Origin of the sequence: Anaerococcus sp. mt242 (assembly GCF_016798225.1) — a bacterium.
In the GTDB taxonomy this organism is placed as follows: Bacteria; Bacillota; Clostridia; order Tissierellales; family Peptoniphilaceae; genus Anaerococcus.
The window spans coordinates 45,703-58,762 of record NZ_JAEUYX010000004.1; the positions used below are offsets into that span (position 1 = coordinate 45,703).

Below are 13,060 nucleotides of genomic sequence, written 5' to 3' on the forward strand. Positions count from 1 at the left end.
CTCTTCTCCTTATGAAAATGTATTATTTTAATAAGATATAAATATATAACTTAATTAAAATCTCATTAAATTTATTTATCTTCCCATTTATCTAATTGTTCTTGAACATCTTTTACTAATTTATCTATGCCTGCAATATCAAGTTTTTCTAAAAACTCTTGGTAGTATTCTTCGCTAAAGGCTCCAGTTTTTATATTCCTTTCGTATTGCTCAATGACTTCTTCTACATTTTCTGCTTCTTTTTCATTGCCAGTTTTATCAAAGTTAAATCCTAAAATTGGTGAAGCTTCTACCCTGTCTAAGTATGTATCAAGCATTTCCTTTTTACTTTTTTCATCTGTGTTAGCATTTACAGTTGGTGTCATCATTTCTGATGCTAAAAATGTAAATCCTGGTACTTCGTAGCCGCTATCTTCTATAATATCAACTTTTTCATCAACTAAATTATAGTGTTTGCCTTCTATACCATAAACTAAATATCTCATTAGTTCTGGGTCACTATACATTCTATTTAAAAAGTCCATAGCTTCTTTGGCGTGTTCAGTTTGAGAATTTATTGCTGCAAGAGATCCAGTTGCTTTTTCATTTGTAACTAGGGCTTTATCTTCTGCAAATGAAGAAACCACTTCAGTATTATAGCTTCTGGACCATATGTTATCAGGATTTACTCCTCCCTCACCTTTTGCTACAAGAAAAGTATCCCCTGATTGGGCATTGGATGCTTCTAGCTGTGGAGCTGACGGATCGATATAACCTTTATCCATATAATCTTTCATAGTAAAGGCTAAATCTTTTACCTCTTTGTTAGCCCATTTATTATATGCAATAAGCTTTCCATTTTCATTTTTTACTGCCACTCCTGGTGTAGCTACAGATTGTGGATCTTTTGTCTGAAATATATAATCACTAAGCACAACAAATGGATATTCTACACTAGCTTCTTTTTCTTTAACTTCCTTTAAATATGGTTCTAAGTCAGACTCTGTTTTTATATCATCAATAGGAATATCATATTTATCCACATATTCTTTGTTCCAGATAAAGTAATCAGCTGGTACTATATTTTCTGCTGTAGCTGGTACTCCATAAAGTCTACCATTTATGCTAGCTCCTTTTATAACTTCATCAGAAGCAGAGTCTAAAATAGCTTTTCCATCTTCTTTTATAAGATCAGTTATGTCTAAAAACGCACCTTTTTCAGCCATATTCTTATAAGGTCCAGCCCAGCTGGCAGTAAATGCAATATCCCAATCATCTCCAGCATTGGATGCTAATTGCAATTTTTGCTGATAATCTCCCCAATCAAAATATTGGAAACTTATATGGTATCCTGCATCTTTGTTATCTAAGTATTGATTTATACTTTCTGCCACCTCATCTGTGTCTGCTTGTGGTGGTCCTACATTGTAATAAACCAATGTAGGCACTTCATCTGAATTATTTTCTTGCTGCTTTACTTGATTTTTAGAATTACTTTCATCATTTTCTGCTTGATTACTACAAGCTCCTAATGATACTAACAAAGCTAGCAAGATAGCAACTTTTCCACTTTTTGAAAATATTTTCATATACCCCTCTACCCCTCCTATATATAAAATTTATTCTTTAACAGCCCCTAAAGTTAATCCACTTATAAAATATCTTTGGAAAAATGGATATGCAATAAGGATTGGTGCTGTCGTAATTACTACTATCGCCATCTTTAAAGATTCTTGAGGCAGGGTTTTTCTAATCTCGCCTGCTAGTCCTCCCAAGGCATCTTTTCTAAGGGACAAAAAGTTTGTTGAGTTTTGAATTCTCATAAGCATATATTGAACAGGTATCTTATCTTCACTATCAATATATAACATAGCTTGATACCAGTCATTCCAATAAGCTAAAGTTAAAAATAATCCAACTGTAGCAATTATCGGTAATGAAAGTGGCAAAATAATCTTAAAGAATATTTGCATCTCATTTGCCCCATCAATTGTTGCAGCTTCTACGAGTGCATTGGGTATGCTTGTTTGAAAATATGTTCTCATTAAAATAATATTATATGAACCAACAAGTCCTGGTAAAATCAAAGCCCACATAGAATCTTTAAGTCCCAAAAACTGTGTCATAATTAAATAATTTGCTACAAGTCCTCCACTAAATAGCATAGGAATTGTAGATACTTTGGTAAAAAACCCTTTATATTCATAATCTTCTCTGGATAAAGAATATGCATACATAGTGGTAAGAATTAAGGCAAGTATTACACCTACTACTGTAATAATAATTGAATTTTTGTATGACCTTGCTATTTGTCCACCACTTTTAAATATGAACTTATAAGCTTCTAAGGAAAATTTTTCAGGTATTAAGGAATAACCATTTGATTTTATAGTGGCTTCATCTGTTATAGATATCATTACCACAAACAAAAATGGTAGTATAGCGGATATAGTAAGAAGTATTAATACAATATTTAATACTACATTAGAAGTTTTACTTATCTTTAAAGGATCATATACTTTTTTTTGTGTCTTTTCTTTTTGCATATAAGCTCCTAGAATAGCGATCTTTGGGGATCATAACGTTTTACAATTTTATTAGAAAATAGAATTAAAATAGTACCAACAACTGATTGTAGTAGCGAAACTGCTGAAGATAATCCTATATCCCCTGTTTGTAAAAGCGCTCTAAATACATATGTATCAATTACATTTGTAACATTATATAATGGCCCTGAGTTTCTAGGCACTTGGAAAAACAAACCAAAATCTGCCCTAAATATATTTGCCAGTGATGTTACAAAAATTATTATAATGACAGGTTTTAAAAGTGGTATCGTAATTTTTTTTGTTTGCTGCCACTTAGTTGCGCCATCCATAGCTGCTGCTTCATAATAGGTCCTATCTATGCCCGAAAGAGCTGATAAGTAAACTACTGTATTATATCCTAGACCCTTCCACGAGTTAATAAGTACTAAAAAGAATGGCCAAAATTTTGTATTTGTATACCAGTTAATTTTATCCCCACCAAGGCTAACTATCAGTCTATTTAACAAACCCTTATCAGGAGATAAGAATGCAAAAACTGCATAGCTTATTACAACCCATGATAAAAAGTGAGGCAAAAACATAGACGTTTGATAAAATTTAGCAGCCTTTTTGTTTAAAATCTCATGTAAGGCAATGGCAGTAAACATAGCTAAAACTATATTTAATACTATGAAAATAAAATTGTAGCCAATAGTATTTCTAATAATTATCCAAGCATCCTTGCTTCTAAAGAAAAACTTAAAGTTATCTAGACCTACCCAATCACTTTTATAGAGATTATAAAAGAAATTTTTAGAAAAAATTTTATATCTTTTAAATGGTATAATCAAGCCAAACATCGGCAAATAGGCAAATATTATAAACCAAATAAAAGCCGGCAAGGAAAATACTAAAAGGGGCAAATTTGTTTTAAACCTTTGTTTAAAAGGTTTCTTTTTTGCTTTTCTTTTATTTTCTATCCCAGGTTGGTTAGAAATAGCTGTTTCTTTCATTTGTTCTTTTGGTTGTTTATCTTCCATCCCAGCCTCCTCTATAATTTCTTAATAGTATATTCATTTATAGTATTTACCATAGCTGCAAATATTAAGATAAAGATAAGCAGCCAAAAATTATTATTTATTATAAGTCTTTCAAAAAGTTCCCATACAAGATAAACTATTATAGAATAGAAAAAATATCTATATGTAAGTATGAGTGAATTTTTAATAGTTTGAATAATTCCCATATATTTTCTATGAGAAGTTTGTAAGATTGTATAAAATATAATTCCCCTATAAAAATACAAGAGTATGATCGTTAATATTCCTATAATTCCATTTGTTGATGAAATTATTCTTAAAGAAGAATCTGCATAAAAATATAAGGAAAAAAGTAATACATAAAGCAAATATTTAGAAAGCCCATTCTCATCAAAAGTTTCTTTAAAATAAGATGCTAAGGTCTTTTTGTCATTTACAAAAGTAGCTGTAAAAGAATTTGCCTGTCTTTCTAAAGCAAATCCTATAAGTCCACTTAAGGGAACAAATAAGACTAAATATTTGCTAATATTTTCCGTCAAAAATAAATTTAGTAAAAATATGGGCAAAAGTATTAATGAGCTATAAAATATACTTACAAAAGCATATAAAATTACTTCACCCAGTTTATACATGCCCTTAGCAAATGATTCCATTAATTTATTCTCTTTTGCGTTTTACTATCAAATAAGTGGATATCATCAAAGTTTACAAATAACTTTATGCTATCACCAACATTTCTATCCTTAGACTTACCAGAAACCTTTACTGCAATTTTATTATCTCCATCCTCTTCTATAGTTACTGAAGACTTTTTATCTTCTGCATAAATAATAGTTTCATCACCTAGCATTTCTATATTTACAATTTGAGCTTTAATATAATTTTCTCTCCCATCTAAATCATTTAGAGAAAATGCTTCTGGTCGTATACCTATAATTAAATCTTTATCTTTAAATGTTTTTAGTGCATCTTTATTTTTTTCAGAAAGATCAATACTATCATTGCCAACTATAAGTTTTCCTTGATCTATTTCTCCTTTAAAAAAGTTCATAGGAGGAGATCCTATAAAATTTGCTACGAATACGTTTGCAGGATAATCATATATTTCTTCTGGACTTCCTATTTGTTGGATATAGCCGTCTTTCATAACCACAATTCTGCTAGCCATTGACATAGCTTCTGTTTGATCGTGAGTTACATATATAGTTGTAGTATTTAAGCTATCATGGATTCTAGAAATTTCTGTTCTCATTTGGCTACGAAGTTTGGCATCTAAGTTACTTAAGGGTTCATCCATTAAAAATATATCTGCCTGGCGAACAATAGCTCTACCTAAGGCTACCCTCTGCCTTTGCCCTCCTGATAAAGCAGCTGGTTTTCTATCTAAATAAGGCAATAATTCTAGCATTTCTGCTGCTTTTTTTACTTTTTCTTCGATTTCTTTTTTATCTTTTTTTTGAATTTGTAATCCAAAAGCCATATTGTCAAACACACTCATATGTGGATATAGAGCATAGTTTTGAAAAACCATAGCTATATTTCTATCTTTTGGATTTACTTCATTCATCAACTTATCATTTATGTAAAGTTCTCCACTACTTATCTCTTCAAGACCTGCTATCATTCTTAAAGTAGTCGATTTGCCACATCCAGATGGACCAACAAAAACTATAAATTCCTTATCAGCTATATCTAAATTGAAATCGTATACCGCTTGTACACCATTGGGATATATTTTATCAATATTTCTTAAACTTAATGTTGCCAACTTACCCTCCTCATTATAAAGAAATTCAGTTATTGTCATTTTTATAAGAGCAAGTTGATATTTTTGTCAATCTTTTACTCTTTCTTATATAATTCTAAATTATCCCCTGATTTTTATCAACGATTTATTAAATATAGATTAAATTTTCATAAATTTTAAAAGTTTAAAAGTATTATGAAATTATTTTCATAAAAAAAAGAGCTCTATGACTCTTAATTTTTTGCTATATTTGATGCGATTATTGTCAGCTCTCCGTCAAATTCGTAGCTAGATACTTCATTGGTTAGTATAAAAAAGTCTCCCTTTTTTATATCGTATTCTTCACCATCTACTCTTAAAATGCCTACTCCCTCAACAACTGACTCTAATAGGTAATCACTAGCTCTTACCAATTCTTTATGTCCGCTTACTTCTAATTTTCTTACTTCAAAAAACTCATTTTCAGTTAGTTTTGTTATTTTTATATTAGCAGATTCTTCTTGTTTTTGCTCATTACTTACTTCATTTAGTTTTATAGCTTCAATTGATTTGTCTATATGAAGCTCGCGCAGATTGCCTTCTTTATCTGGGCGATCGTAATCGTAGAGCCTATAGGTTATATCAGATGCTTGTTGGATTTCTAGTATTAGACATCCTTTTTTAATGGCATGGACTGTGCCTGCTGGCACAAAGAAAAAATCTCCCTTATTGGTTGGGACTTCTTTTAAAACATCATCCCATTTTTTATTTTCAATTTTTTTAATAGCTTCATCCTTGCTATCTACATTTAGTCCGTAAATGATTGAAGCAGGATTTTCATTTAATATATACCAGCATTCAGTCTTACCTCTTGAATTTTCAAGTTTTGCTCCCATTTCATCATCTGGGTGTACTTGTATAGATAAGTCATCTGTGGCATCAATTATTTTTATCAAAAGAGGAAAAGTTTCCTCGTCGTCTCCTCCAAATAACTCTTTGTGATTTTTATAAACATCTTTTAAAGATTGGCCTGATAACTCTCCATTTATTACAACAGAGCTAGCCTCATCTATACCAGATATAGCCCAGTATTCACCAACGCTATCAGAATTTATATCATAATCAAATTCGTCTTTTAGTCGGGACCCGCCCCAAACTTTGTCAACAAACTTACCTTCTAAAATTAAAACTTTTTGCATATTTTCTCCTTAAAGTCTAGATAAAATATCAAGTGTGTCCTGGATTTGACCATCTCCTGGATTGTCGATGTCATCGTAAGGAGCACCCATGGTAACTATAATATATTCTTTCCCATTTTTGACAGAAAGTGTCGCCCAGCATAAACCAGCTTTATCAGTTGTACCAGATTTGCCACCAATTATTTCAAAACCATCTTGCTCATAATTTTCTAGCTTATCAAAAACTGTACTTGTCATATATAAACCTTCTGGGTGGTGATCATTTGGTGCAGTCAGATAGTCTTTCTTTGTAAATATCGCTCTAAAATTACCGTCTTCTAATGCATTTTTTAATATCATTGCCATATCTTTTGCTGATGAATAATGCCCTATATCATCCATCCCATCTACATTTTGAAAATGGGTGTTTTTTAGTCCCCATTCCTCACATTTTTCATTCATTAGTCCCACAAATCCTAGTTTTGATCCAGAAATATTAATTGCAAGTGAGTCAGCTGCTTCTCCTCCAGATGGAAGCATGGCTCCATAAAGCAAATCACGATATGTAGTCATTTCTCCACCAAAAAAACCGGCCATAGATGCATTTTCAGCAACTAACTTCTGATAGGAGTCTGTATCTACTGGTGCATAAGCACTCAAATCGTTTATTTTTTCCAAGGCTACATAAACTGTCATCATTTTAGTAAGGGAAGCCATAGCTAGTTTATCATCTTCGTTTTTGCCTGTCACTTTTCTATCATCAGTCAAATTGTAAACATAAACTGCTTTTGAGTTGTACTCGTAGACCTCACGACTTTGGTGACGACTGAGTAAAAAAAGTCCTATGATAAGTATTGGAATGAGTAATAGTGTATATGATTTCTTTTTCATAGTATCCTCTGTTTTTACCTATACTATACAGTTTATTAATTGATATAAAAACAAAAGTTCTTTTATGGCATAAAAAAAAGCAAGAACTTAAGTTCTTGCCCTTTAATTATTTTGTTTCTTCGATATAGCTTTTAGCGTTTTTAGCTGCATTTCTACCAAATACTACTATATCTGTTACTGCATTTCCACCTAGTCTGTTGCCACCGTGGATACCACCTGTTACTTCTCCTGCAGCATACAATCCTGGTATAGAAGATCCGTTAGCATCTTGGACTTCTGATTTTGTATTTACCTCTACACCACCCATTGTGTGGTGGATTCCTGGGGCTATTTGTACTGCATAGTATGGAGCTTTTGATAGGTCAGATTTTGAAGTTTCCATCCCCTCTCTACCAAAGTCAGGGTCCTTATTGTCAGCTGTTATTTTTATCCAGTCATTGATTGTTTTTTCAATACTAGACTCATCACAACCTATTAAATCAGCAAGAGCTTTAAAGTCATCTGCTTTTTCTAAAAAGCCTTTTTCAAAGTATTTTTGGATGGTGCTTGATTGGTCCATCATGCCTTGGTCTACCACTAGCCAAGCGCTTTTGCCTTCTTGGTTAAGGATAGCTTCTGAAACCTTATCTCTAGTTTCTAGCTCATTAAAGAATCTTTCTCCCTTATTATTTACAAGGATAGCTCCTTCTCCCCTAAGTCCTTCTGATATTAGAGAACCATTTTTTTGAACTACTGTTGGGTGGATTTGGATTTGGTCCATATCTATAAAGTTTGCATTAGTATCTTTTAAGAAATCTATTGCATCACCTTGGATTGATTTAGCATTTGTAGACACATATCCCTTTAGGTCAGGTCTATATTCTTCTATTCTTTCTTGGTTTGAACCAAAACCACCGCTAGCAACTATAACTGCATCTGCATTTACTGTTATGTCTTGGTCTTTATTTTTACCTTTTACTCCAACTGCTTTGCCATCTTCCATTAGGATTTCATCTACTTGGGCATCATAGACTATCTCTACACCTTCTTCGATAGCTTTTTGAGTTAGTTTGTCTACTAGGTATGATCCAACTGGTATGGATTTTCCGTTTTCATCTTTTGGCGCGTGAGTTCTCATCTCACTTTGTCCACCTGAGAATTTTAGGTCGGTAAATTCTACTCCATTTTCTTCTAACCAATCGATGGCATCAGAAGATTCTTCTGCCATTATTTTGACTAGCTCTTTGTTATTTAGGTTTTTTCCACCTTTCATAGTATCATTTATAAATAAATCTACTGTATCAGGTATATTTTTTTCTGCTTGGAGTCTTGTTTCTGCGGCATTCATACCACCAGATGCATACGAAGTATTACCACCTGTAATACCAGCTTTTTCTACAACCACTACTTTTTTACCTTGTTGGGCAAGATCAATCGCACTAGTAAGGCCTGCTCCTCCAGCACCCACTACGGCAACATCAGCATCATAGTTAGTTTTTACTTCTTTATCATCTTTATTTGCTTCTAAATTTTTAGCATCTATACCTGCTTTTTCTAAGGCCTTATTTACTGCTGATAGATAAGATGCAGATGATATAGTTGCCCCACTTACGGTATCCAGGTCGGTAGAATTTTTGCTGATTGTTTCTTCTTTCAATCTTTTAAGAGCTTGAGATCCTACTGCCTTCGTTTCACTTTCTTCAATATTTATATCTTTTATTTTTCCATTTTCGATACTAACATCTACTTTTATATCTCCACCAAATCCTTCTGATTGGCCTTGGTAGTCACCAGATATGTCTGAATAATCTGCTACTTCTTTTTGATCTTTAGTATCTTCACTAGTAGTATCGTTACTTTTTTCTTCTATTGCTTGGTCTTTGTTAGTATTTTGGTCAGTATTTTCATTTTGACATCCTACAAGGCTAATACTTAGAGCTAATAGGATAGGCAGGCTTAGGTATTTTTTCATATATTCTCCTTGATAAATTATAAACAAAGTTCGGCAAAATAAAAGCTATCGAGTTGATAGCCTTTAAAATTATTTTGCGTTTGCGATTGCTTCGTCTACAGCTGATTTGAATGCTTCAGATGTTACTGTTGCACCTGATACATTATCTACACCTTCTGTTCCGTTTGCTTCTACAATTGCATCTGTTAATTCTGGAATAGCTTTAGCTCCTATATCTTCTGATTCTGTGTGGTCTGTATCGATTGATTCGATAACACCATCTTTTCCAAAGTTAACTTTTACTTTGATGTCTCCACCGTAACCTGCAACTGTTGCTTCACCAGCTGATGGTTGAGCTTCTTCTGTTGGAACTGTTTCAGTGTTTTCAGCAGCATTTTTGTCTGCTGCATCTTTATTTTCTGCTGTGTTTGCATTGTTTCCACAAGCTGCAAATGTAAATGCCATAGCTGCTACTAGGGTAAATTTATTTAAGTTTTTCATAAAACTCTCCTTTTATATGTACGCCAATTTTGGCAAATTTTTTGCGAGATAGCTCGCATATGTCTTTTTGTATAAGTATTATAACACATTTCTTGATAAAATCAAGATTAACGATATTTTTTACTGAATATAAAATAATTTGATATTTCACTTACTATCTATATCTATTTTTGTTTCTTTAACCTCGCCTGTCCTGGCGTTAAATAAATATTCCTTGCCATAAGTCCTAATAAAATAATAATATATTTCCTTACTGTAAGGATTAAAGGAACTCATCTGATTAGTAGTATATGGGAGCAAATATGTGTCCTCACCATAGTTCTATTCATAAAATTTTCCGCATAAGTTGTGCTGTATTTTGGCATGGAAAACATATATAGAACAGTAATTATGATTGTTAGCAGATATTTAGAATATTTAGGAGTTTTTTTTAATCTGATTTCCATAAAATACATTATAGATATTAGCAGGATAAATAAAGCAATATTTATGTGCTTATCAAAATATCTATGATTTACATACATAATAAAAGCTATGGCAAGCCAAAAGAAAAGGTGATCTCATGAAAATCTTTCTTTAATAGTCTCCCACATATGCCCTCGTTGATTTTCTATCTAAAACATTCATCAATTACTTGTCTAATATTTGATTTTTGTAAGACCTTTATACCAGTAAATTCCTTTTCCTCAATAGAATTTCTTGCTACAAAGCATCTTTTATAGCCAAGTCTCTCTAGTTCCTTGATGCGTTGCTTGATTTGTGGTACTTTTTTAAGCTCTCCTGTAAGGCCTACTTCTGCAATAAAAACGGTTTTATCATCTATGGGCTTTTTAAGCAGAGAAGATGCAATAGACATCATTATGGCAAGATTTACCGAAGGCTCAGATAATTTTAGGCCACCAGTTGTTTTTATAATTACATTGTAATCAAAAAGATTTAGACCAGCTCGCTCTTGAAGGATTGATATTAGGGTGTTTAGGTCATCTTTTCTTAGCGAATCCCCAATTCTTTGTGGATATGGCAAAAATGATTTGCTGACTAAGGACTCGATTTCCACTTCCAAAAGCCTAGAGCCTTCCTTGGTTACAGATATGGCTGACCCTTCGATTTCATTTTCACGGGCTGTAATAAAATACTCACTAGGATTAGATATTTCTATTAATCCATCCTCAGTCATTGAAAATAGGCCAATCTCACCAGTACGACCAAATCTATTTTTTGTAGAGGTTAGGACCCTTAAGTCCTCATCACTTTCACCATCTAAAACTAAAACTGTATCTACCAAATGCTCCAAGGTACGAAGTCCTGCCATTTCGTTGGCCTTGGTCATATGCCCAATCATTATTATTGCGCGTTTTTTGTACTCATCTTTGGCAATTTCCACCGCCTTGTTGGCTACCTCTATGGTTTGAGTTGGGCTTCCAGCCTTATTATCAAACTCTGCTAGGGTAAAAGTTTGGATAGAATCAAGAAAAACCACATCAGCATCGATATTTTTTATCTCGCTAACTGCACTATCCATAGAGTTTGTAGAAAGAATCCAGACATTTTCTGGCAAACTTTCCATAATCCTATCTGCACGGGATTTGATTTGACTTTCTGACTCCTCTCCAGATACATAAAGAACTTTTAAGCCCTCATCTGCATATGCTTTTGATAATTGAAGTAAGAGTGTAGATTTTCCTGCACCTGGACGAGCTGTTAGGATTGTGACACTATCACGGACAAGTCCTCCTCCAACTGCACGGTCAAATTCTTCAAAAGTTGACTTTATCCTTTCAGATTCGTTAATCTCAATGCTATTTAGTTTTTTTGCAGCCTTATCATCCACCACTACACTGGCGCTTTTTTTGCTTTCCTTAACTGTTACTTCAACCAAGGATCCCCATTTGCCACACTCTGGGCATTTGCCCGCCCAAAGGGGTTGGGTGTGGCCGCAATTGGTGCATTCAAAGGCTTTTTTAATTTTTGCCACTAATTTTCCTTTATAAATTTATTTACTGAGTAATTGTAGATTGCTTTTTGTGGATCTTCTTTATATAAAGACTCATAGATATCACGTGGTGTCTGATCTTTTTTAAGAAGATCTTCTAATGGCTTGATATACTCACTATCTTCTTTTATCATTTGTGTAATTTCAAGCATCCATTCAGAGATTTTTTTGTCTTTATATATGGTATCTATACCTTGCATTAATGCCTTATCTTTTAGTTTTTGTGATCTTTCATAAGTCATATCAGCAAATAATTGAGATAAAAACTGTAAAATTTCCTCATCATAGAACATATTTTTAATAAGGGCAACTGCTGCAAAATTGTAAGGATAAGGAACATTATCAGGCATCCTTACTTCTATATATGTTTTAACCCTTACATCAGGAAATACTATAGAAAGAGCGTGGTTAATCATATCTAGGCTCATATCTTCATTATCAAAAATTTCTTCAAAAGGAGTATTGCCTGTGTAAATATCCTTGCCATCTTTATGAATAAATATACTATCAGTAGCTAATATTTTTGCTGCATATTTTTCGTATGATAAGTCGCTATCAAAGGCAAAATCATAGATGCCAGAACGATTTTTGTCACAATTATCCCATATACTTTGGCGAAGATTGTGTTTTGGATAAACCTCTCCCTCAAAAATATAGGCATTATCAAAAGTACTATATAAAAATATAGAAACTGCATTGGCAACAAAGAATTTCTTCTTAAAATCTGCCTCATCTTTGTAATCTATTGCTACCTGTAGGCTTCCAGAGCCTTTCATCATATTAAATGGGCTTGATCCTCCAAAATCCTTAAAATATTGCGCCATATACTTATATCGTTCTTTAGGAATGAATGGTAAGTCATCAATCTTTGACTTTGGTTGGTAGCCTACTTGGGCTAATAATTGATTTTTCTTATCAAAAATAGGAACAATCTGTCCCATAACTTTTTTATAATTATCAAAAAGTTCATCAACAGTTTTTTTAGCCCCATAAGCTACTTCAAATTGGGCAGCAGGCTCTATAGAAATAGCAAAATCACTTGCTGAAATACCCATGATATTCTCACCCTCATAAACTCCCTCATAGCCAAGTTTTTCAATCTCAGTTAGAGAATCACGGACACCACCCTTTTCTCCATAAGTGATAGTTTCCATAGTTTCAGCATTTATAGGAAAGTGCTCCACCTCAAAACCTACTTTGAAGTCTTCCACACTCTTTTCCCCAGATTTTATATAATCAACAATCGCATCAATTTTTTTATCGTAGTTCATAATAGCCTCGATTCTTAAATTTC

The 13,060-nt window shown here is 32.9% G+C and carries 11 protein-coding genes; all 11 read right to left on the reverse strand.

The window, feature by feature from the left end:
* Positions 1-71: 71 nt before the first annotated feature.
* Entirely contained in the window at positions 72-1,568 is a 1,497-nt protein-coding gene (locus JNO63_RS03150) for an ABC transporter substrate-binding protein (protein WP_203127040.1), read from the reverse strand.
* Positions 1,569-1,598: 30 nt separating this feature from the next.
* Positions 1,599-2,525: a carbohydrate ABC transporter permease gene (locus JNO63_RS03155; RefSeq protein WP_203127041.1), complete on the reverse strand. Its 927-nt coding sequence runs from the start codon at positions 2,523-2,525 to the stop codon at positions 1,599-1,601.
* Between the two features lie 8 nt (positions 2,526-2,533).
* Entirely contained in the window at positions 2,534-3,547 is a 1,014-nt protein-coding gene (locus tag JNO63_RS03160; protein WP_203127042.1) for an ABC transporter permease, read from the reverse strand.
* An 11-nt stretch (positions 3,548-3,558) separates the two neighbouring features.
* Positions 3,559-4,200 (reverse strand): hypothetical protein, encoded by a 642-nt coding sequence (locus JNO63_RS03165; RefSeq protein ID WP_203127043.1) that lies wholly within the window; start codon positions 4,198-4,200, stop codon positions 3,559-3,561.
* Complete coding sequence (locus JNO63_RS03170) at positions 4,200-5,315, reverse strand: ABC transporter ATP-binding protein (protein ID WP_203127044.1); 1,116 nt, start codon at positions 5,313-5,315, stop codon at positions 4,200-4,202. Before JNO63_RS03170 ends, JNO63_RS03165 begins: the two co-directional genes overlap by 1 nt.
* A gap of 212 nt (positions 5,316-5,527) precedes the next feature.
* A complete protein-coding gene (locus tag JNO63_RS03175) occupies positions 5,528-6,472 on the reverse strand; it encodes a type I phosphomannose isomerase catalytic subunit (protein WP_203127045.1) in 945 nt (314 codons plus the stop codon).
* Positions 6,473-6,481: 9 nt separating this feature from the next.
* Positions 6,482-7,342 carry a D-alanyl-D-alanine carboxypeptidase family protein gene (locus JNO63_RS03180; protein ID WP_203127046.1) on the reverse strand — a complete coding sequence of 287 codons (861 nt, stop codon included), beginning with the start codon at positions 7,340-7,342 and terminating at the stop codon, positions 6,482-6,484.
* A 106-nt stretch (positions 7,343-7,448) separates the two neighbouring features.
* Positions 7,449-9,293, reverse strand: coding sequence for a flavocytochrome c (locus JNO63_RS03185; protein WP_203127047.1), 1,845 nt, complete (start codon positions 9,291-9,293; stop codon positions 7,449-7,451).
* A gap of 69 nt (positions 9,294-9,362) precedes the next feature.
* On the reverse strand, positions 9,363-9,773 hold the full coding sequence (locus JNO63_RS03190; RefSeq protein ID WP_203127048.1) for an FMN-binding protein: 411 nt from the start codon (positions 9,771-9,773) through the stop codon (positions 9,363-9,365).
* A gap of 610 nt (positions 9,774-10,383) precedes the next feature.
* Positions 10,384-11,748, reverse strand: a complete 1,365-nt coding sequence (radA, locus tag JNO63_RS03195; RefSeq protein ID WP_203127049.1) for a DNA repair protein RadA — start codon at positions 11,746-11,748, stop codon at positions 10,384-10,386.
* Positions 11,748-13,037: a glutamate-cysteine ligase family protein gene (locus JNO63_RS03200; RefSeq protein ID WP_203127050.1), complete on the reverse strand. Its 1,290-nt coding sequence runs from the start codon at positions 13,035-13,037 to the stop codon at positions 11,748-11,750. Before JNO63_RS03200 ends, radA begins: the two co-directional genes overlap by 1 nt.
* Positions 13,038-13,060: the final 23 nt, after the last annotated feature.